Below are 21,031 nucleotides of genomic sequence, written 5' to 3' on the forward strand. Positions count from 1 at the left end.
ATGAGCCTGGTCGATTACCGGCGCAAGCGCAGCTTCGACCGTACCCGCGAACCGGAACCGGGCAAGCCTGCGCCGCGCGGGCAGCGCCCGATCTTCGTGGTCCAGCTCCACCACGCCAGTCGTCGCCACTACGACTTCCGCCTGCAGGTCGGCGATGCGCTCAAGAGCTGGGCCGTGCCCAAGGGGCCCAGCTATGACCCCTCGGTCAAGCGCATGGCGGTGGAAGTCGAGGACCATCCGCTGGACTACGCCGGCTTCGAGGGCGATATCCCGAAGGGCGAGTACGGCGGCGGCCACGTGGCCCGCTTCGACCATGGCGTGTGGTCCACCGCGGGCGACCCGGAGGAGCAGCTGGCCAAGGGCCACCTGCGTTTCGAGCTGTTCGGCGACCGCCTCAAGGGCGGCTGGCACCTGGTGCGCTCGGGCAAGCCCGCTCGCCAGCCGCAGTGGCTGCTGTTCAAGGACAAGGATGGGTGGGCCGGCACCCTTGAGGCCGACGACCTGCTGGCCGAGGTCACGCCCCCGCCGGAAGCCGACCGCAAGCGCGCCGGCAGCGGCAAGGCCAAGCCCAGGCGCCTGGCCGCGGTGCCGGCGCCGCGTGCGCGGCGCAAGGACTGGAAGAAGCGCGCGCTGGCACTGGACGGTTCGCGCGCCGCCGATGCGCCCGACGGTCCATTCCAGCCGCAGCTGGCACGCCTGGGCCAGGCCGCGCCGGAGGGCGAGCAGTGGCTGCACGAGATCAAGTGGGATGGCTACCGCATCCTCGCCACCGTCGAGGAGGGCGAGGTGCGGTTGTGGTCGCGAAACGCGCTGGAGTGGACCGACCGCGTTCCCGAGATCCGCGACGCGGTGAAGGCGCTGGGCCTGCGCAGCGCGGCGCTGGATGGCGAGCTGATCGCCGGCAGCGGCACTCGCGAGGACTTCAACCTGCTGCAGGCCACGCTGTCCGGCGAGCGACCGGGCACGCTGGCCTACGTGCTGTTCGACCTGCTCCACGTCGACGGCGTGGACATCACCGAGGCATCCCTGCTGGAGCGCAAGGAACTGCTGCAGGCGGTGCTGGAGAAGGGTCCCGCGCACCTGGCCTACAGCTCGCACATCCCGGGCGACGGCCGCCAGGCGATCGCGCTGGCTGCCGAGCGCCACTTCGAGGGGATCATCTCCAAGCGCGCCGATCGTCCGTACCGGCCGGGACGCGGCGACGACTGGCGCAAGACCAAGCAGCTGGCCAGCGACGAGTTTGCCATCGTCGGCTATACCGCGCCGCAGGGCAGCCGTACCGGTTTCGGTTCGCTGCTGCTGGCGCGGCCGGATGCGAAGCATGGCTGGCGCTATGTCGGCCGGGTAGGCACCGGCTTCAGCGACGAGATGCTGCGCGAGCTGGCACCGCGCCTGGCGAAGGACACCAGCAGCAAGCCGACCGCGCACGTGGACACCATGGACACCGCGCTGCGTCGCGCGACCTGGGTGCCGCCGCGCATGGTGGTCGAGGTCTTCTATCGTGGCATCGGCGGGCAGCAGCTGCTGCGCCAGGCCTCGTTGAAGACCTTGCGCCCGGACAAGGACATCGAAGACCTGTACGACAGCGACCGCGGCCCGGGTGTCGCGGAGGAGACGGTAATGGCGGCAAAGGGGAAGGCAGCCACGAAGAAGACTGCGGCGACGAAGGGGGGGGCGGGGAAGACCGCCACCGCGAAGACGGCCACGAAGAAGGCGCCGGCACGCGAGGCAGTTGCCAAGGGCGCACCCACGAAGGCTGCGAAGAAGGCAGTAAAGGCTCCTGCGGAGAAGGCCGCCGCGAAGGCCGCGAAAACATCGGCCAGCAAGATCGTAGGAAAGACTCCCGGCGCGAAGACGGGCGCCTCCCGCGCCGCCACGCCGACGAAGGCCAGCGCCGGCACCAGTCGCAAGCGCGCGACCACGCCGCAGGACTGGCCCAGGCTTTCCAGCCCCACCAAGGTCCTGTTCCCGGACATCCGCGCCACCAAGCAGGAGGTATGGGACTACTACGCGGCGGTGATGGACCACCTGCTGCCTGAGATCGTCGGACGTCCGCTCTCGGTGATCCGCTGTCCGTCCGGAACGGGCAGGCAGTGTTTCTTCCAGAAGCACCTGACCGCCGGGCTGGAACGGGTGGCCTCGGTGAAGCTCAAGGAGGAGAGCGGCACCAACGCCGAATACCTGGTGGTGGAGGACGAGGGTGGGCTGATGGAGCTGGTGCAGTTCAATGCGCTGGAGTTCCATCCCTGGGGCTCGCATGCCGACAACCCCGACCATGCCGACCGCGTGGTGTTCGACCTGGATCCCGGCCCGGACGTGCCGTTCGCCGAGGTCAAGAAGGCCGCGGTCGATATCCGCCGCCAGCTGGAAGCGCTGGAGCTGGCGTCGTTCCTGCGCGTGACCGGCGGCAAGGGCCTGCACGTGGTGGTGCCGCTTGCGCCGGGCTGCGACTGGGAACTGACCAAGCGCTTCGCCCATGGCTTCGCCGATGCGCTGGCCAGGTCCGAACCGGACCGCTTCGTCGCGACCGCGACCAAGAGCCTGCGCAACCGCCGCATCTTCGTCGACTACCTGCGCAACGGTCGCGGCGCCACCGCGGTGGCTTCCTACTCGCTGCGTGCGCGGCCGGGCGCACCGGTCGCGATGCCGATCGCCTGGAACGAGCTGGCGCGACTGCCTCGCGCCGACGTCTACACGATGCGGGACGTGCCGGAACGCCTGCGGCGCAGGCGCAAGGATCCCTGGGAGGGAATCGATGGACTGCGCCAGAACCTCGCGCGCTGGGCCAGGGACGAGTAGGGCTGCCGGTATGATTTCGACGATTTCCCGGGAAAACAACGATATCGATGGCGCCATTGGCGCCGGGGTGTCATCCTCCACCGGCCCTGTCCGCCCCGCGGACGACAAGGGGGGGCGCACTGATGGACGTTTCGTCGCTATGAGCGCCACCGGCACGCCACACGCCAGCCCCGGTGACGAGCACCTGCTGTTGCAGGGCGTTACCGATTACGCGATCTACATGCTCGATGCATCGGGCACCATCCTGAGCTGGAACACCGGCGGCCAGCGGATCAAGGGCTATACCGATGCCGAGGTGATCGGCCAGCACTTCTCGCGGTTCTATCCGCAGGAGGACATCGAGCGCGGCGAACCGCAACGTGCGCTCGGCATCGCCGCGCGCGATGGCCGTTACGAGACCGAGGGCTGGCGGGTGCGCAAGGACGGCAGCCGGTTCCGTGCCCATATCGTGATCGACGCGATCTGGCAGGACGGCGAGCTGGTCGGCTTCGCCAAGATTACCCGTGACATCACCGCGCGGCACCTCGCCGCCGAGCAGAAGCGCCAGGCTGAGCAGGCGCTGGCACAGGCGCAGAAGATCGCCGCCGTCGGCCAGCTGACCCTGGGCATCGCCCACGACTTCAACAACCTGCTGGCGGTGATTACTGCAAGCCTGGACCAGCTGGACGTGGCCGAGGGCCGCAGGCGCGAGGTCCTGGTCGATGCGGCACGCCAGGCCGCCGGCCGTGGCGCACGGCTGGTCCGGCAGATGCTGGCCTTCTCGCGCGGACAGGCGCTGGAGCCGAAGTTGCATGACGTCAACGCACTGATCGACGGCGCCAGCGAGGTCTACCGCCGCGCCGCCGGCCCGATCACCCAGTGCGTGTTCGAACTGGCCGAGGCCGATACCCGGGTGATGGTCGATGCCGAGCAGCTGGAAGCCGCGCTGGTCAACCTGGTGGCCAACGCGCGCGACGCGATGGAGACGCCGGGCACGATCCGCATCGCCACCCGCATCGCGCGTCCCCGCGCCGGGTTGCACCTCGAGGCCGTGCCCGGGCGCAACCACCTGCATGTCTCGGTCGCGGACGACGGTCCCGGCATGCGCGAGGACGTGCGCCTGCGCGCGATGGAACCTTTCTTCACCACCAAGGACGTGGGCCGCGGCAGCGGCCTGGGTCTCAGCCAGGTCTTCGGGTTCGCCAGCCAGTCCGGCGGTTTCGCTTCCATCGAGAGCGCGCCGGGCGAGGGCACCTGCGTGACCATGGCCATTCCCCTTCCGGAGAACACCAACGATGCCTAGGGTGCTGTATGTCGAGGACGATGCCCTGTTGCGCATGGTCACGACCATCGCGCTGGAAGATGCCGGTTACGCCGTGGTCGAGGCGCATGACGGCCACCAGGCGCGCCGGCTGCTGGACGAGGAGGGCGGCTTCGACTTCGTGATCAGCGACATCAGCATGCCCGGCGGCATGAGTGGGGTGGAGGTGGCGCAGGCGGCCCAGGCCGTGCGCCCCGGCTGCCGCACCATCCTGGTATCCGGTTACGCCACTGCGCAGTTGCCGCCGCTGCCGGAATCGGTGGTCTACCTGGGCAAGCCGTTCCGGGTGCAGCAGCTGATCGACACCCTGGCGGGGGCCACCGGCAGCCCGGCCTGAGCCGGCCGGGGTCGGAAAAGCCCTACACGAAGGGCCGCGGTCGCCCGATGGTCCGCCGCCCCCGGGGGCCGCAGACTATGCGGATTCCCCGGACGGCCCTCCAGCGCCGTCACTATTGCGCCAGTCCCCAATCCCTGGCGCCGCTCGGCCGCCTCGTGCGGCCTTTTTCTTCCTTGCGCCCAGTCCTTCCTCCCCCCTGGGAGGCGGCAATGCCTGCGCGCGGCGTGCACCTGGCGTCGGCGGCTTGCCCGTCCGATTTGCTACCCTGCGCCGCCGTCCGTATCGCTGTCCGGTGCCATCCATGCCGTTGCGTGTCCTGCCCATCCTCCTGCTGGTCGTGCTCAACACCCTGGTCCACGCCGTGCCGTTGCTGCTGGTCGGGCTGGTCAAGGCGGTGCTGCCGCTGCGTCCGGTTTGGCGCGCCTGCAACCCGCTGCTGACCGGGCTGGCGGAGAACTGGATCGCGGTGAACACCTGGATGATCGGCGCCTTCACCCGCACCCGCTTCGAACTGGAGGGAATGGCCGACCTGGAGCGCGACGGCCACTACCTGGTGCTGGCCAACCACCAGAGCTGGGTCGACATCCTGGTGCTGCAGAAGGTGTTCAACCGCAAGGTGCCGCTGCTGCGCTTCTTCCTCAAGCGATCGCTGTTCTGGGTGCCGGTCCTGGGTCTGGCCTGGTGGGCGCTGGATTTCCCGTTCATGGGCCGCTACAACCGCCGCCAGATCGCGAAGAACCCGGAGCTGGGGCGGCGCGACATCGAAACCACGCGCAAGGCCTGCGAGAAGTTCCGCGACATCCCGGTGTCGATCATGAACTTCGTCGAGGGCACGCGCTTCACCCCGGCCAAGCACGCGCAGCAGTCCTCGCCGTACCGGCACCTGCTCAAGCCCAAGTCCGGCGGCGTGGCCTTCGTGATCGACGCGATGGGCCAGGGCCTGCATTCGATCCTCGACGTCACCATCGCCTATCCGGACGGCCGCCCGTCGATGATGGACCTGATGGCCAACCGCGTCGGCACGGTGCGGGTGAAGGTGCGCCAGCGCCCGATCCCGGCCGGACTGGTCGGCGGCAACTACCAGGACGACCGTTCCTTCCGCGCCCGTTTCCAGCAGTGGATGAACGGCCTGTGGCAGGAGAAGGACGCCGACCTGGACCGGCTGCTGGGCCGCTGAAACGCGCGGCAGGAAGCGGGGGTTCGGGCTGAACGCCCGGGCCGGCGTGGTTTGCGCGGGCCGGCGGCAGCGGCTAAGGTGGTCGACAGCCGAGGCGCCGTGAGTCCACCGGTCCTTCGCGGCCATCCACCCATTCCCCCCTTTCCTTATCAATTACCAGGGAGAACCTTCCATGGAGATCGCTGCCGCACGCGTGGCCACGTTCCATTACATCCTCACCGACGACGCCGGCCAGGTGCTCGACCGTTCGCCGGACGAGCATCCGCTGAGCTACTTCCACGGTGGCGGCAACATCATCCCGGGCCTGGAGAAGGCGCTCGAGGGCCGTAGCGCGGGCGACGCGCTGACCGTCGACGTGCAGCCGGCCGAGGCCTATGGCGAGCGCGTCGAGGGCCTGGTCCAGGACGTGCCGCGCGAGGCCTTCCAGGGCATCGACACCATCGAGCCGGGCATGCAGTTCCAGGCCAATGGCGGCCAGGGCCCGGTGCTGGTCACCGTGGTCGCGGTGAACGACACCCAGGTGCGGATCGACGGCAACCACCCGCTGGCCGGCCAGACCCTGCACTTCGACGTGCGCATCACCGATGTGCGCGAGGCGACCGAGGAAGAGAAGCAGAACGGCCGCGTCGCCGGCTGATCCGCTTCCCACGGATGCATGACAGGACGCCGGCGCAATGCCGGCGTCCTGTTATCCGCAGTAGCGCATCCAGATGCAGTCCAGCGCATCCAGCGCGACATGCAGGACCAGGCCGGTGCCCAGCCAGCGCGTGCGTCGCGGCAGCATCAGGCCGGCATAGACCGCGGCGGCCGGCCAGGTGTGCAGGGGATGGAAGCCGATGCTGCAGCGTCCCGGCGCGTACACGGGATCGGCCAGCAGGTGGTCGATGTCGATCAGCCAGCCGGCCAGCAGCCATGGCGCGGCAGCGCGCCAGTGCCTGGGCCAGGCGATGCGGGCCACGCCCAACGGCACCAGCACGTGCAGTGCGATATGCAGCAACGGGCGAAGTTCGAATTCGGGCAAGGCGGGGCTCCGGCGGGAGCGCGCATGTTGCCTGTGCCGGCGCTGCAGGTACACCGCGCGGGCGGGTGGATCAGCGCCCTGGCGCGCGGGGCCGGGCGGAGGCGCGTGGAAGCGCGACGGCCGCCCCGCGCACGGGGCGGCCGCGGAAGGCTCAGGCGGCCTTCTTCTTCTTCGCCGCCGGGGCGGCAGCCTCCGGCGCGGGGGCATCGACCTTGGTCAGCACCGGGGTGTTGCCCAGTACTTCGATGCGGCCACCGGCCTTGCGGAAGGCCTCAAGGTCGTGGGCGATGCGCTCACGGGTGAGGGTGCCGCCGGACTTGCCGGTGTCGGCCAGCTTGCGGCCCTTGGTGGACGTGGAAGCGGTCTTGCGGACGGCCATGTCGTCTCCTTGGTCAGTCGAGGGTGAGCGGGAGGCCGCGCTGCCGCTGGTCGCGGTAGCGGGCACGGATGTCGATGCAGGCCCCGCCGCCCATCGCGAACTCGCGGCAGATGGCGGGACGGTCTTCGTAGATCGAGCAACGCAGGTGCAGCGGATCGATCGCCGCGCACCAGCCGTCCTCGTCCTTGGCCATGGTTTCCAGGCCGTGTTCGTCGATTGCGATGTACCGTGAGGGCACCCGGTCGCCCGGCAGCAGCAGGACCGGCAGGCGGCAGCACACTGCGTCGCAGCGCCTGCAGTCCACGCCGGCCTCCAACGCGCTCAGGACTTCGTCCCCGGCGGGAAGGGCAGGTTGCGCGGAAGCGCGGTATCCACACCGGCGGACCGGTGGGCGTGGAGGACCGGAAGGAGGATGACGACGCCCTGGAAGCGGCTTGCCGGCCGGCGCGGATGCGGCCTGGACCGGGAAGCGTGGAGCGCGTGGCAGCTCGCGCGGATGGATGGACTGCCGGAATGCCGGCCGAGTATAGCGCAAATCGGCGATCCGTGCCGAACTGGCGGGGGATCTGCCGGTAACGGCGTGCAAAACGCTGCATTCCACGGGCTTCGCGCGCATCGCCCGCGCTTCGTCGCTGCTAGCATCCCGCGCTTCATGCTTCCCGGTGGTCAACCATGAACCTGCAACCATTCCATCCCGTCGGCACGCCCGGCCAGCCCTGGGGCAAGGCCGAGAAGGCGCAGTGGCTTGCCATGCAGCGGCGCCAGCGCAGCCACGCCGAAGAGGTGGTGGAGCCGCTGCGGGCACTGGCCGGGGACTGGGACGTGGTCGAGTACGGCTCGCTCGACTACGCCGACGACGGGCACTACCCGTTGCTGGCGCTGCGCAGCCGTGGCTGGGACGACAGCCTGCCGGTGGCCCTGGTCACCGGCGGCGTGCACGGTTACGAGACCAGTGGCGTGCAGGGTGCGCTGCTGTTCGCGCGCGGGCATGCGGCGGCGTACGCCGGCCGCATCAACCTGCTGGTGGTGCCCTGTGTCAGCCCGTGGGGCTACGAGCGCATCCACCGCTGGAATCCCGATGCGATCGATCCCAACCGTTCCTTCCGCCAGCCCAGCCCGGCCCGCGAGTCGGCGGCGCTGATGGAGCTGGTGGAGCCGCTGCGCGGCCGCTTCGTGCTGCACGTGGACCTGCACGAGACCACCGACAGCGACGAGAGCGAGTTCCGCCCGGCGCTGGCCGCGCGCGATGGCAAGCCGTTCGAGCCGGGCCACATCCCCGATGGCTTCTACCTGGTGGACGACAGCGCCAGGCCGCAGCCGGAGTTCCAGCAGGCGGTGATCGAGGCGGTGGCGAAGGTCACCCATATCGCACCGGCCGACGCGGACGGCCGGATCATCGGCTCGCCGGTACTGGCCCCGGGCGTGATCGCCTATCCGCTGGTCGAGCTTGGGCTGTGCGCGGGGATCACCGGGGCGCCCTACGTCACCACCACCGAGGTCTACCCGGACAGCCCGCAGGCCACGCCGGCACAATGCAATGCGGCCCAGGTCGCGGCCATATGCGCGGCGCTGGATCATGTGCTGGCGGTCGCGCGTCCATAAGGTTTTCCCGGCGCCGGCCGACAACATGTGCGCCGATCCGCGCACGCGGATGGAGGGCCGGTGCCGCGACAGGCGGTCGCCGGTGCCCGGCAGGCGATGCGTACCCGGCGGCCCTGCCGTCGGGGAGGGGCGGTACAGGAGGTCATCATGCGGTGGATAGGCTGGCTGTTTGGAAGCAGGCGTGCCCAGGGCGCGCCTGCGCCGTCGCGCCCGTATGCGGATGGGGCCGACGCCAGCGATCCAGCCGCCACCGATGTCGCAGCGCAGGGCGGGCCAGCCCTGCACTGGAGCGTGCGCCTGGCGGCGCTGGCCCTGCCGCTGGAGGCGGAGACTGGAGTCGATCCGCGCCTGCTGCCGGAGGTCGAGGCCGCGCTGCTGCAGCTGGTGCACGACAAGGTGCGGCTGCCGCGGCGTCCGCAGTTGCTCCCGCAGTTGCTGGGCATGCTCAACGACGACCGCGCCTCCGGCCGCCAGATCGCCGAGGTGATCGCCCGCGATCCGGCGCTGGCGGCAAACCTGCTGCGCCTGGCCAACAGCCCGATGTACAAGGTGCACTCGTCCACCGTGGAAAGCCTGGACCGCGCGGTCGCGCTGGTCGGCACCGAGGGACTGCGCCAGCTGGTGGCGGTGGCGCTGATGCAGCCGGTGATGCGATTGGAAGGCGGCGCGACCGGCACCCTGCCGGAGCGGGTGTGGGAGCACACCGAACTGGCCGCGGCACTGGTCGCGCGCAACGCGTCCGGGCGTGGCCGCGATGCCGTGTTCGCGGCGCAGATGCTGGCGCTGATGCAGGGCCTGGGCGCGATCATGGTGGTGCAGGCGCTGCGCGATGCCTGCGCCCGGCTGCGCTGCGCGGCCCCGGATGCCCATGCCACCGGCGAACTGCTGCAGCGCTGGGCGCGGCGGATCGGCCGCGGCGTTGCCCAGGCGTGGGAGCTGCCGGCACTGACCGGCGTGGCCGACGTGGCCACCATCTTCGATGGGCTGCTGGAAGCGGCCAGCGACAGCGCGGTCGATGCCATGCAGGCGCCGGCGGCGGAAGCCGTGACCGACGCAGCCTGACACCCGTGCGGGGCGACGCCCCGCCTGCTGGCCAAGGCAGGGCGCGGCCACCAGTCACGCAGTCGCCCTCATTTATATGTGCATGTGCAGCATCGCTCGACCGGTGCTGCGTGGAGGGTCGTGGGCCGGCGGATGCGCACCGGCTGTCGACCATGCGCAGCCCTCCCGCGTCGACGGCTCGAACGCATCCGCCAGCCTGCTTGCCTGGCTGCAGGATCGCGCGGAGCCGGCCGCCGCTGTGCGACCGCTGGGTGCACGCGCATCGCGCGCGACTGCAATCCGCGACGTCGAATGCGCGTGCCTGCAGAGGAGGCTGCATACAAGCGCGCGGAAAATGTCCAGCGCTGTCGTCGCGGAATCGCGATCGCCGCTGCGCGGAAAAGCGGAAAAACCGGCCCGGAAGGCAATGAATACGTATGCACAAAGCTTCCCTACGTTGAACCCGCCACTACCATTGCCGCCACGCACCGGGCCTGTACACGGTGCCCGTGCAGGGCAGGGCGATCGCGCAGCGACGTACCCCGCCCCCGAACACAACGTCCTTGGAGAGGGGAACATGTACCTTAAGCGCAACCTGCTCAGCGCGGCGCTGGCTTCCGCCATCGTTCTTGCCGCGACCAGCGCCCACGCCCAGAACACCCAGGCCACGGCCGGCGAAGCCGCCGACGCCACCGAGCTCGACACCGTCACCGTCACCGGCATCCGCCGCGGCATCGAGAGCGCGATCTCGGTCAAGCGTGACTCCACCTCCATCGTCGAGGCGATCTCGGCCGAGGACATCGGCAAGCTGCCCGACGTGAGCATCGCCGAGTCGATCGCCCGCCTGCCGGGCCTGGCCGCCCAGCGCGTGGCCGGCCGCGCCCAGGTCATCTCCGTCCGCGGCCTGTCGCCCGACTTCGCCACCACGCTGCTCAACGGCCGCGAGATGGTCAGCACCGGCGACAACCGCAGCGTCGAATTCGACCAGTACCCGTCCGAGCTGATCAGCGGCGTGACCGTGTACAAGACCCCGGATGCCGGCCTCGTCGGCCAGGGCCTGTCGGGCACCATCGACATGCAGACCGTGCGTCCGCTGAGCTTCGGCGAGCGCGTGTTCTCAATCAGCGGCCGCTACCAGAAGAACTCGTTGGGCGAAGCCGCCGGCGAGGATCCGTACGGCAACCGCATCAGCTTCAGCTACGTCGACAAGTTCGCCGACGGCACCCTGGGCGTGGCCATCGGCTTCGCCCACTCGGAGATGTCCAAGCAGGAGAACCAGGTCGGCCTGTACGAGCCGTGGCAGGCGATCGGCGAAGGCTGGCGTCCGGGCGTCGAGCCGGGCACCTTCTACTCCGACGGCATCAAGGCCCTGCGTCGCACCGGCAAGGCCGAGCGCGACGGCCTGATGGCGACCATCCAGTACCGCCCGAACAACACCTGGACCAGCACCTTCGACGCGTTCTACACCGACGCCGAGGAGCACGACACCGCCAACCAGCTGGAAATCCACCTGGGCGACTTCAACGGTGGCTTCGACCGCCTGCAGGTCGACAACGCCGTGGTCAACGGCAACGGCAGCTTCACCGGTGGCATCGCCCGCAACGTGTACCCGCTGGTGCGCGGCATGTACAACGAGCGCGAGGACAGCATCAAGGCCTTCGGCTGGAAGAACGAGCTGTCGTTCGAGAGCTGGCGCCTGATGGTCGACATGAGCTGGTCGAAGGCCGAGCGCGAGGAGACCAACCTCGAGAACAACCTGCAGCGCCTGCCGTCGCCGATGCTGGATTCGGTCACCCTGGACTTCAGCGGCAATGGCTTCCCGCAGATGACCCCGGGCCTGGACTACTCCAACCCGGCCTCGCTGTACCTCACCAACACCATCTACGGCTCCGGCTACGGCAAGGTCCCGCAGGTCGAGGACGAGCTGCGCGGCTTCCGCGTGGTCGCCAACTTCAACGCGCCGCAGGCGCTGTCCTGGCTGTCGGACATCGACCTGGGCGTGAACTACGCCGACCGCAGCAAGAGCAAGCACCAGGCCGAAGGCAACATCAACCTGGGCGCCCAGGGCGAGACCAGCATCGCCGCCGACCTGCAGTACAAGCCGGTCAACCTCGGCTTCGCCGGCGCAGGCCTGATCCCGGCCTGGAACGTGCCGGAAGCGGTCAAGCGCTACATGGTGTTCGCGCCGGTCGATGACCTCGACTACCTGATCCCGAAGCAGTGGAGCGTGGACGAGGAGATCGTCACCACCTTCGTGCGCGCCAACATCGACACCCAGCTCGGCTCGGTGCCGGTCCGCGGCAACATCGGCTTCCAGGCCCAGCACGTCGACCAGTCCTCCGACTCGAACTACTGGGACGCCTCGCAGCCGGTGGGTAGCCAGGTGCTGCCGATCAGCAAGGGCAAGAGCTACACCGACTTCCTGCCGAGCCTGAACCTGGCCTTCGAGCTGCCGGCCGAGAACACCCTGCGCTTCGCCCTGGCCCGCCAGGTCGCGCGCCCGCGCGTCGACGAGATGCGCGCCTCGATGGACTTCGGCGTCGACACCAGCACCGGCAAGCCGGGCGCCGGCGGCGGCAACCCGGAGCTGGATCCGTGGACCGCCAACGCGATCGACCTGTCGTGGGAAAAGTACTTCGGCAACAAGGCGTACATCGCGGCGTCGGTGTTCTACAAGGACCTGCGCACCTACATCTACAGCCAGCTGCGCAGCGACTATGACTTCACCCCGCAGGTCCAGTCCTGGCTCGACGCCAACGGCGACACCCTGCCGCCGGGCGTGGTCGTGCAGAACACCGGCAACTACACCGCGCCGTTCAACGGCGAGGGCGGCACCCTGCGTGGCGCCGAGCTGACCGCCTCGCTGCCGCTGGACCTGTTCTCCGACGCCCTGCGCGGCTTCGGCGTCGTGGCCAGCGCCGGCTTCAACGACAGCAGCATCGTCATCCCGCCGGATCCGGGCACCGTGTCGTCGGTGGGCTCGGACCCGATCATGCTGCCGGGCCTGTCCAAGCGCGTCTACAACTTCACCGCCTACTACGAGAACAATGGCTTCGAAGTGCGCGTGAACCAGCGCAAGCGTTCGGACTTCATCGGCGAGATCGGCAACTTCGACGGCGCCCGCACCCTGCGCTACGTCGAGGGCGAGGACACGATCGACGCCCAGGTGGCCTACAGCTTCGGCTACGGCAGCGCGATGGAGGGCCTGAGCCTGTACCTGCAGGGCAGCAACCTCAACAACTCGCGTTACCGCACCTACGCCGGCACCAAGGACCGTCCGCTCGAGACCGTCGAGTGGGGCAGCACCTGGCTGGTGGGCCTGAGCTACAAGTTCTGATCCACGCGTAAAACCTCCCAGCACCACTTGGCCCGCCCTTCCCGGCGGGCCATTTTTTTGCGCCAGGCCACGGCGGACTGGCCTGGAGGTCATGCCAACTTTCCGCATGGGCGCATGCGCGTGGACGGTGGTATCCATGCGCTTTCCATAGCTGCCGGAGAGCCCATGGACACCACCCGCCGCGACCTGTTCAGGCTTGGCGCGCTTGCCGCCGCCGCAACCGCCCTGCCGGGCTTCGCCAGTCCCGCAGGGGCGCAGAAGCCATCCGCGGTGCCGGTGGAGCGGGCAAAGCGGCCGCTGGACATCCTGATCCTTGGCGGCACCGGCTTCACCGGCCCGTTCCAGGTCGCCTATGCGTTGGCCCGCGGGCATCGGGTGACCCTGTTCAACCGCGGCAGGCGGCCGTCGCCGGAATGGCCGGGCGAGGTCGAGCAGCTGCATGGCGACCGCGAGACCGGCGACCTGGAGGCCTTGCGCGGACGCCGCTGGGACGTGTGCATCGACAACCCGACCAGCCTGCCATCGTGGGTCCGCGACGCCGGCAGGGTGCTGCGCGGTAATGTCGGCCACTACCTCTTCATCTCGACCATCTCGGTCTACGCCGACGGCAGCCGGGCCGGGATCGACGAGGACGCCCCGCTGGCCCCTTACCGCGGCCGCGACGCCATGGCCGAGACCCGCCAGACCCTGATCGCGGACATGGAGAACCTGTACGGCCCGCTCAAGGCGCTGAGCGAGGTCGAGGCGCGTCGCCAGTTCGGCGAGCGCACCACCATCGTCCGCCCCGGCTACATCGTCGGCCCGCGCGACGAGACCGACCGCTTCACCTACTGGCCGCACCGGGTGGCACAGGGCGGCGAGATCCTTGTGCCGGGCGACGGCCTGGACCCGATCCAGGTGATCGACGGCCGTGACCTCGGCGAGTGGATGATTCGCCTGGCCGAACAGGGCACAACCGGCACCTTCAATGCGGTCGGGCCGGCATACCCGCTGACCATGGACGCGCTGCTGCATGGATGCCAGGCGGTGACCTCGACCGCGCTCACCCTGACCCACGTGGACCCGGCCTTCCTCGAGGCGCAGAAGGTGGACCTGCCGATCTGGGTGCCGCGCAACCGCGGGCCGTATGCCGGCTACGGCCAGGTCAGCAATGCGCGCGCATTGGCGGCCGGCCTGAGCTTCCGTCCCCTGGCCACCACGGTCGCCGACCTGCTGGCCTGGTTCGGCTCGCTGCCCGCCGAGCGCCAGTCCGCCCTGCGCGCCGGTATCGACCGCGCCCGCGAGGCCGAACTGCTGCGCGCCTGGCACGCCCGCGGCGGGGCTGGCTGAGCCGGCAGGCCCACTTGCGCGCGGCGCGGCCTGTTCACGGCCGTGCCACGCCGCCCTGCGTAAGGTCGCCGCCCAACACAACGGACTGGAGCAGGGCAATGATCAAGTGGGCCATCATCTTCCTCGTCATCGGGCTTGTCGCCGGCGCCCTCGGACTGACCGGCGTGGCCGGCGTGTCGATGGGTATCGCCAAGTTCCTGTTCATCGTCGCCCTGCTGATCGCCGTGGTGCTGTTCGTCCTCGGTGTTACCGTCTTCAAGAAGATCACCTGAGCGGTCGCGCTTGGCTGGTGCTAATGTCGGCGGCGACATGACGACGACCGCGATTGTTGCCCGGGCCGCCTGGCTTTTTCTGCTCCTGGTTCCCCTCTCGGTGGGCGCGCGCGAGCGTGCCCAGGCAAACCATCTTCCGTTGCCGGTCATGGACCTGGGGCGGTTCGCCGGCCAATGGCACCACGTGGCCTGGCTGCCGGTGGATTTGCAGCGCAAGTGCGTGCGCGATAGCCGGGTCTCCCTGGCGCGCGTTGAAGAGGGCTTCGAGCTGCGACGCTCCTGCGTCGACAGCGACGGCAAACTGCTGGAGGAAACCGCCGACGCCGTCTCCGTGCCTGGTGCACCGGGCTCGCTGCAGGTGCGCTCCGCACCGCGCTGGCGTGCATGGATACCGATGGGCTGGAGCCGGCGCTGGGTGCTGGCGGTGGACCCGTCCTACCAGTGGGCGCTGGTCGGGGCTCCGGACCAGGACCATCTCTGGGTCCTCGCGCGCCAGCCGCACATGGACCGCACCCTGCTGGCCAGCCTGGTCGAACGTGCGCAGGCCATGGGATATCCGGTGGATGAACTGGTGTTCGAGCCGGGTGCGCATGGCGGCGAGGCGCGGCGGATTCCCTCCACCCTCGTGGCCTCGACCAACGAGCCGTTCTGGCAGGCGAAGGTCGAGGGTGCGGTGGTGCAACTGTCGGGTCCCGCGCTGGAAACGCCGCGGCGACTGCCGCTGGTCGTGCGCGAGGATTCCCTGGTGCCTGGCGTGCAGCGCATCGTCGCACGCGATGCGCAGGGCGAGCTCGTGCTGCGGGTCGCGGCCGATCCCTGCCAGGACAGCATGTCGGGCGCGTGGTTCCCGCTGCAGGCCTCGCTGTCGGTGGATGGGCAGGCCGCGGTCGCTGGTTGCGCGCGTCCCGCGGACCTGCCGGCTCCGGTGGAGCCGCGCTAGCCCGATACAATGGCGGCCGTTCTTTCCTGCCCAAGAGGATGCAATGGCCGCCATTCCTTCCTGCCCCCAGTGCGGGCTGGACAACACCTACGCCGACGGCGCGCTGTGGATCTGCCCGGACTGCGGCCATGAGTGGACCGCGGAGGAGGGCGCCGAGGCCGACGCAGACGCCGCGGTGCGCGACAGCAACGGCAACGTGCTGGCCGCCGGCGACACGGTCGTCGTGATCAAGGACCTAAAGGTCAAGGGCTCTTCGATCCCGCTCAAGCAGGGCACGGTGATCCGCAACATCCGCCTGGTCGAAGGCGATCCGGAGCACATCGAAGGCAACTCCGAGAAGATCAAGGGGCTGGTGCTCAAGACCCAGTTCCTGCGCAAGGCCTGAGGGTGATTGGTGATTGGTGATTGGTGATTGGTGATTCGTGATTGGTGATTCGTGATTGGTGATTCGTGATTCGTGATTGGCGCGGAGCCTAGTCCGGACAAGCGACGCGCTCCGGTGTTGGGTGGGGCCGGAGCACCGTTCCTCTTCGATCTGGAGCGGGGTAGGGAGAGCGCCGGGCGCCGGCGCATCTCCCGGATCGCGGCGTAGGCGAGCGCCCGTACCAGGCCGTCTCCTGCGTGCCCATTCGCATGTGGCCGCTATGATTCGATGTTCGTCCGGCGCCACCGCGCCGCGGTCCTTTTCCCGGCCACGCTGCCTGCCAGCCCGGCCCGTTCCAGGAGTCCATGCATGCGTTCCAGAGCTTTCGGCCGTACCGGCCACACAGTCGGCGAGATCGGCTTCGGCGCCTGGGCCATCGGCGCGGCCTGGGGCACGGTCGACGACGGCGAGTCGGTCGCCGCGCTGCACGCGGCGCTGGATGCCGGCCTGGATTTCATCGACACCGCCGACGTCTACGGCGACGGCCATTCCGAGCGCCTGATCGCGCGCGTGCTCAAGGAGCGTGGCGGCAAGCGCCCGTTCGTGGCGACCAAGGCCGGGCGTCGCCTGCCCAGGCAGGAGGTGGCCGGCTACACCGCGCAGAACCTGCAGGAGTGGATCGACCGCAGCCGCCGCAACCTGGAGGTCGAGACCCTCGACCTGCTGCAGCTGCATTGCCCCCCGACCGACGCCTACTACCACCCGGAGCTGTTCGAACACCTGGAGCGGCTGGTCGAGCGCGGCGCGATCGCGCGCTACGGCGTGAGCGTCGAGCGCGTCGAGGAAGCCCTCAAGGCGATCGAGTACCCGAACGTCGCCAGCGTGCAGATCATCTTCAACATGTTCCGCCTGCGCCCGGCGCAGCTGTTCTTCGCCGAGGCCCAGCGCCGCGGCGTGGCGGTGATCGCGCGCGTACCGCTGGCCAGCGGCATGCTCAGCGGCAAGTTCCGCCCGGATACCCGCTTCGAGGAAAGCGACCACCGCAACTTCAACCGCAACGGCGAGGCCTTCGACGTCGGCGAGACCTTCTCCGGCGTGCCCTACGAGGTCGGCCTGGCAGCGGTGGAGAAGCTGCGTCCGCTGGTGCCGGAAGGCGCGACCCTGGCGCAGCTCGCGCTGCGCTGGATCCTGATGCACGAGGCGGTGAGCGTGGTCATCCCCGGCGCGAAGAACCCGCAGCAGGCCCTGGCCAATATCGCCGCCGCCGACCTGCCGGCGCTGTCCGACGAGGCCATGGGCGAGGTCGCGCGCATCTACGAGCAGGACATCAAGCCGTACGTGCACCAGCGCTGGTAAGCGCGGCGGCATCTTCCGGGAACGAGCAGGGACATGAGGATCCTCGTGGTACTGACCTCGCACGACCGCCTCGGCGATACCGGCGAGAAGACCGGCTTCTGGCTGGAGGAACTGGCCGCGCCGTACTGGCGCTTCCGCGACGCCGGCGCCGAGGTGGTGCTGGCCACGCCGCGCGGCGGTGCGGCTCCGCTGGACCCGCGCAGCGACGCGCCGGAATCCCGGACCGACGACACCCGCCGCTTCAAGGATGACGCCGCGGCGATGGCTGCGCTGGCGGATACCCGCAGGCTGGCCGAGGTGTCTACGGATGATTTCGACGCGATCTTCTATCCCGGCGGCCACGGTCCGTTGTGGGACCTGGCCGAGGACCGGCAGTCGCGGGCCCTGCTCGAACGTGCGGCCGCCAGCGGCAAGCCGCTGGGCCTGGTCTGCCACGACCCGGCCGCGCTGCGACATGCCCACCGCCCTGATGGCGCGCCGCTGGTGCAGGGCCGCAAGGTCACCGGCTTCAGCGACAGCGAGGAGGCCGCGGTGGGCCTGGCCGAGGTGGTTCCGTTCTCGGTCGAGGCCATGCTCCGCGACCACGGCGGCGAGTACTCCAGGGCGGGCGACTTCCAGCCCTACGTCGTGACCGACGGCCTGCTGGTGACCGGCCAGAACCCGGCCTCGTCCGCGCCAACCGCCGAAGCGCTGCTGGCCCTGCTGCGCTGAGCCAGGCGGGGTATCCGCCGAGCCCGTACTGGACAGCCTGCCGGCACCGGAGGCACGCTGGCGTCGGGTCCCACAGGCCTGCAAGGTGCCGAATGCGTAGAGCTGCGCTCGCTTCATGCCTTATCGCCGTCCTGGTGTCGCTGGTGGCGTGTTCGCGATCGCCAGGAGAGGGGGCGGAGACAACTGCCGTCAACCCGCCTGCACTGGTGGAAGAGGCCCTGTCGTCGGACGACCAGGTCGCGGACCAGCAGGCTCCCGTGGATGGGGCCGCGGACGATGGCATCGCCGACGAGCCCGATCCAACCATCGCCGGCCTGGCGGGTTCCTGGTCGCTGTGGGAGGACACGGAGGGCGGCACGGTGTGCCCGATCGAACTCAAGGAGACGCCGGTACTGGGAGGCCATGCGCGTGAAGTCGACCAGGCCTGCGTGGAGCAGCTCGACCTGGCCGGAGACATGCATGCCTGGTTCGTCGACGAACGCGACCGCTCGCTGGTGATCGTCGATGCCACGCGCCAAGCCATCGTGCGCCTGCCGCGTTCTGGTGGCACCGAGTTCTACCTGCCGCGCGAAGCGGGCCGGCGCTATGGCCTGATGCTCAGCCCGGCCCGGTAAGCGGCGGGCGCTCCGCAGCCGTCCAGCCCGGCGGCAGGCGTAAAATGCGCGTTCCTGTTCCCGGAACACGCGCAGTGGCAAAGCAGACCTCCACGGGCCCGACGCCCGTGGCCATGGAGGACAACCAGGCATCCGCCCAGCTGCGCATCGTGCCGGCCACCGCGGCCGATATCGATGCCCTGTCGGCGCTGCTGGTGGAGACCGTCGCCAGCAATGGTTCGGTCGGCTTCATGCATCCGCTGCCGATGGAGCAGGCGCGAGCGTTCTGGACCGCTGCGCTGGAAGAGGCCGGGCAAGGCAGGCGCGTGGTGCTTTGCGCCTGGCGAGATGGCGAGCTGCTGGCCACCGGTTCGCTGGCCCTGGTCCAGGCGCCCAGCCAGCCGCACCGTGCCGAACTGACCAAGGTGATGACCGCCCCGGCGGCACGCGGCGCCGGTGTGGGTGCGATCCTGGTGCGGGCGCTCGAGCAGGTCGCGCGCGAACGCGGGCGGCGCCTGCTGACCCTGGATGCCTCGCTGGTCGAGGGCGCGACGTCGTTCTACCGCCGCCTCGGCTACCACACCACCGGCGACATCCCCGAGTACGCGTACAAGCCGCTGGGCGGCCTGGGCGCGACCCGGATCATGTGGAAACTGCTGGATGCACGCGAGCCGATGCGTGTCACCGCGGTCGATCGGGCCATCGACGAGCGCCATATGTGCCACGCGCTGGACCTGGCCGAACGCGCCGAAAAGGAGTTCGACGAGATCCCGGTCGGCGCGGTGGTGGTCTCCGCCGCGGGCGAGGTGATCGGCGAGGGCTGGAACCGCAACATCCTCGACCATGATCCCAGCGCGCACGCCGAGATCATGGCCATGCGCCAGGCCGGACAGGCGCTGTCCAACCACCGCCTCGTCGGCGCGACCCTGTACGTGACCCTGGAACCATGCGCGATGTGCGCCATGGCCCTGGTCCATGCCCGCATTGCGCGCGTGGTCTACGGCGCGGCCGATCCCAAGACCGGCGCCTGCGGCAGCGTGTTCGACGTGATCGGCGACCCGCGCCACAACCACCGCGTGCAGGTGCAGGGCGGGGTGCTGGGCGAAGAGGCCGGGCGGCGCCTGACCAACTATTTCCGCGCCAAGCGCGGCAAGCCGCTGGTCTGAGCGGCGGCGCGGCGGTTCAGGCCTGCGGCGGTTGCGGCCGGATCGGGCGGTGGTCCATTTCCTCGTTGATCGCGGTCACCGCCAGGGTGGACTCGCGTGCCAGCAGGAAACTCGCCGCGAACATCGACAGCACGCCGCCGGAGGCCAGCCAGATCGGCAGCGCGCCGAAGCGGTGGCCGGCGAACGCGTCCACGGCCACCGCCAGGCTGGTGCCGACGAAGCAGGTGATCGCGATGTAGAGCAGCTGCCCGGCGCGCAGCATCAGCAGGCTGCGCAGCCGCTGCAGGGCGATGCGCTTCTCGTACAGCGCCCGCTCGCGCTCGTCGTGCACGTCCACCAGTTCCCGCAGCAGGGTGCGCGCGCGGTCGATGATCCGGGCCAGGCGGTTGTTGGCCGACAGCAGCAGCGAGGCGGTTGCGGTCAGGAAGAAGGCCGGCGCCAGCATCGCGGCCAGGATCGCGTGGGTGCTCGACTCTTGCATGGGCCAGGCGGGCGTGGGGACTGCGGTATCATGCCAGTCCCCGCCGCGCCCGCAAGCGCGGCCCCGCCAACGGAGCTGCGCAGCGCATGGCCATCGCCTCGGGAATGGACCGCCTGATCTGGATCGACCTTGAGATGACCGGCCTGGATACGGACCGTGATTCGATCCTGGAAATCGCCACGGTGGTGACCGATGCCCAGCTCAACGTGCTTGCCGAAGGCCCGGAACTGGCGATTTCGCATCCGTTGCAGGTGCTGGAGGCGATGGACGACTGGAACCGCAACCAGCACGGCCGCTCCGGCCTGTGGCAGCGGGTGCTCGACAGCGACGTGACCCTGGCCCAGGCCGAGGCACGCACCGTGGCCTTCCTCAATGAGTGGGTGCCGGCCAAGGCCTCGCCGATGTGTGGCAACTCGATCTGCCAGGACCGCCGTTTCCTGCACCGGCTGATGCCGCGGCTGGAGCAGTACTTCCACTACCGCAACCTCGATGTCAGCACGCTCAAGGAGCTGGCCCGGCGCTGGTGCCCGGACGCGCTGGCCGGCGTCGGCAAGCAGGCCGCGCACACCGCGCTGAGCGACGTGCACGACTCGATCGCCGAACTGCGCCATTACCGCGGCTTCCTCGGCAGGTTCTCCGGCCTGTCCGGAGGCTGAAGCTACGGGGCTGGTCGCCGGCCCTACGTTACTGAGCGCCCGCATCTGTCCTGGCCACGGGGCGAGGGCCATCGGGCAATTCCATCTGGCGAACCCGCCGCTGGCCAGCTGGACTCGCTGCCCTGCCAGACGGACCGGTAGTCCCTGCGCGCGCTTTCAGGAGCGCTTCG

Annotated in this window: 21 protein-coding genes and 1 pseudogene; 18 read left to right on the forward strand and 4 right to left on the reverse strand. The window is 69.7% G+C overall.

All coding sequences use genetic code 11. The features are described 5' to 3' along the window. From ligD to PSESU_RS07180, 5 genes are all read left to right on the forward strand, one after another. Positions 1-2,799, forward strand: coding sequence for a non-homologous end-joining DNA ligase (ligD, locus tag PSESU_RS16615; RefSeq protein ID WP_013535093.1), 2,799 nt, complete (start codon positions 1-3; stop codon positions 2,797-2,799). A 139-nt stretch (positions 2,800-2,938) separates the two neighbouring features. Continuing rightward, positions 2,939-4,081, forward strand: coding sequence for a two-component system sensor histidine kinase NtrB (locus PSESU_RS07165; protein ID WP_041763974.1), 1,143 nt, complete (start codon positions 2,939-2,941; stop codon positions 4,079-4,081). After that, the gene (locus tag PSESU_RS07170) at positions 4,074-4,436 is read left to right on the forward strand and encodes a response regulator (RefSeq protein ID WP_013535095.1); all 363 of its coding nucleotides are present in this window, start codon (positions 4,074-4,076) and stop codon (positions 4,434-4,436) included. The genes PSESU_RS07165 and PSESU_RS07170 overlap by 8 nt, the downstream gene beginning before the upstream one ends. Positions 4,437-4,737: 301 nt before the next feature. Continuing rightward, entirely contained in the window at positions 4,738-5,613 is an 876-nt protein-coding gene (locus tag PSESU_RS07175) for an acyltransferase (protein WP_013535096.1), read from the forward strand. A 172-nt stretch (positions 5,614-5,785) separates the two neighbouring features. After that, positions 5,786-6,250, forward strand: a complete 465-nt coding sequence (locus PSESU_RS07180; RefSeq protein WP_013535097.1) for an FKBP-type peptidyl-prolyl cis-trans isomerase — start codon at positions 5,786-5,788, stop codon at positions 6,248-6,250. Positions 6,251-6,301: 51 nt separating this feature from the next. Here PSESU_RS07180 and PSESU_RS07185 read toward each other — a convergent pair whose 3' ends face one another. The 3 genes from PSESU_RS07185 to PSESU_RS07195 all read right to left on the reverse strand — a co-directional run bounded on the left by PSESU_RS07185 (position 6,302) and on the right by PSESU_RS07195 (position 7,317). Next, positions 6,302-6,634, reverse strand: coding sequence for a DUF6122 family protein (locus tag PSESU_RS07185; RefSeq protein ID WP_013535098.1), 333 nt, complete (start codon positions 6,632-6,634; stop codon positions 6,302-6,304). A 151-nt stretch (positions 6,635-6,785) separates the two neighbouring features. Continuing rightward, positions 6,786-7,013 (reverse strand): hypothetical protein, encoded by a 228-nt coding sequence (locus tag PSESU_RS07190; RefSeq protein WP_013535099.1) that lies wholly within the window; start codon positions 7,011-7,013, stop codon positions 6,786-6,788. Positions 7,014-7,026: 13 nt separating this feature from the next. Next, a complete protein-coding gene (locus PSESU_RS07195) occupies positions 7,027-7,317 on the reverse strand; it encodes a YkgJ family cysteine cluster protein (protein ID WP_013535100.1) in 291 nt (96 codons plus the stop codon). A 368-nt stretch (positions 7,318-7,685) separates the two neighbouring features. Here PSESU_RS07195 and PSESU_RS07200 point away from each other — a divergent pair, with 368 nt between their 5' ends. From PSESU_RS07200 to tadA, 12 genes and pseudogenes are all read left to right on the forward strand, one after another. Then, complete coding sequence (locus tag PSESU_RS07200) at positions 7,686-8,615, forward strand: M14 family metallopeptidase (protein WP_013535101.1); 930 nt, start codon at positions 7,686-7,688, stop codon at positions 8,613-8,615. A 147-nt stretch (positions 8,616-8,762) separates the two neighbouring features. Beyond that, positions 8,763-9,677, forward strand: coding sequence for an HDOD domain-containing protein (locus PSESU_RS07205; RefSeq protein ID WP_013535102.1), 915 nt, complete (start codon positions 8,763-8,765; stop codon positions 9,675-9,677). A 556-nt stretch (positions 9,678-10,233) separates the two neighbouring features. Further along, positions 10,234-12,993, forward strand: coding sequence for a TonB-dependent receptor (locus PSESU_RS07210; RefSeq protein ID WP_013535103.1), 2,760 nt, complete (start codon positions 10,234-10,236; stop codon positions 12,991-12,993). Between the two features lie 165 nt (positions 12,994-13,158). Then, positions 13,159-14,322 carry an NAD-dependent epimerase/dehydratase family protein gene (locus PSESU_RS07215; protein ID WP_013535104.1) on the forward strand — a complete coding sequence of 388 codons (1,164 nt, stop codon included), beginning with the start codon at positions 13,159-13,161 and terminating at the stop codon, positions 14,320-14,322. A gap of 98 nt (positions 14,323-14,420) precedes the next feature. Continuing rightward, a complete protein-coding gene (locus PSESU_RS15880; protein ID WP_013535105.1) occupies positions 14,421-14,594 on the forward strand; it encodes a DUF1328 domain-containing protein in 174 nt (57 codons plus the stop codon). Between the two features lie 148 nt (positions 14,595-14,742). Beyond that, on the forward strand, positions 14,743-15,534 hold the full coding sequence (locus tag PSESU_RS07225) for a lipocalin family protein (protein WP_233275263.1): 792 nt from the start codon (positions 14,743-14,745) through the stop codon (positions 15,532-15,534). Between the two features lie 43 nt (positions 15,535-15,577). After that, positions 15,578-15,919 carry a zinc ribbon domain-containing protein YjdM gene (locus tag PSESU_RS07230; protein WP_013535107.1) on the forward strand — a complete coding sequence of 114 codons (342 nt, stop codon included), beginning with the start codon at positions 15,578-15,580 and terminating at the stop codon, positions 15,917-15,919. 348 nt (positions 15,920-16,267) lie between these two features. Then, positions 16,268-17,254, forward strand: a complete 987-nt coding sequence (locus PSESU_RS07235) for an aldo/keto reductase (protein WP_013535108.1) — start codon at positions 16,268-16,270, stop codon at positions 17,252-17,254. A gap of 33 nt (positions 17,255-17,287) precedes the next feature. Further along, a complete protein-coding gene (locus tag PSESU_RS07240) occupies positions 17,288-17,965 on the forward strand; it encodes a type 1 glutamine amidotransferase domain-containing protein (RefSeq protein ID WP_013535109.1) in 678 nt (225 codons plus the stop codon). Between the two features lie 206 nt (positions 17,966-18,171). Then, positions 18,172-18,579: an AprI/Inh family metalloprotease inhibitor gene (locus PSESU_RS07245; RefSeq protein ID WP_233275264.1), complete on the forward strand. Its 408-nt coding sequence runs from the start codon at positions 18,172-18,174 to the stop codon at positions 18,577-18,579. Positions 18,580-18,824: 245 nt separating this feature from the next. Beyond that, positions 18,825-19,139: pseudogene (locus tag PSESU_RS16470) on the forward strand (GNAT family N-acetyltransferase); the annotation flags it as partial. A 93-nt stretch (positions 19,140-19,232) separates the two neighbouring features. Continuing rightward, entirely contained in the window at positions 19,233-19,724 is a 492-nt protein-coding gene (gene tadA, locus PSESU_RS16475) for a tRNA adenosine(34) deaminase TadA (protein WP_041764631.1), read from the forward strand. Positions 19,725-19,740: 16 nt separating this feature from the next. On the opposite strand, the gene PSESU_RS07255 is transcribed toward tadA, so the two are convergent. Further along, positions 19,741-20,205, reverse strand: a complete 465-nt coding sequence (locus PSESU_RS07255) for a DUF2721 domain-containing protein (protein WP_013535112.1) — start codon at positions 20,203-20,205, stop codon at positions 19,741-19,743. A gap of 86 nt (positions 20,206-20,291) precedes the next feature. Here PSESU_RS07255 and orn point away from each other — a divergent pair, with 86 nt between their 5' ends. Next, positions 20,292-20,861 carry an oligoribonuclease gene (orn, locus tag PSESU_RS07260; RefSeq protein WP_013535113.1) on the forward strand — a complete coding sequence of 190 codons (570 nt, stop codon included), beginning with the start codon at positions 20,292-20,294 and terminating at the stop codon, positions 20,859-20,861. Positions 20,862-21,031 lie beyond the last annotated feature (170 nt).

It is taken from the genome of Pseudoxanthomonas suwonensis 11-1 (genome assembly GCF_000185965.1).
GTDB classification, from domain to species: Bacteria; Pseudomonadota; Gammaproteobacteria; order Xanthomonadales; family Xanthomonadaceae; genus Pseudoxanthomonas; species Pseudoxanthomonas suwonensis_A.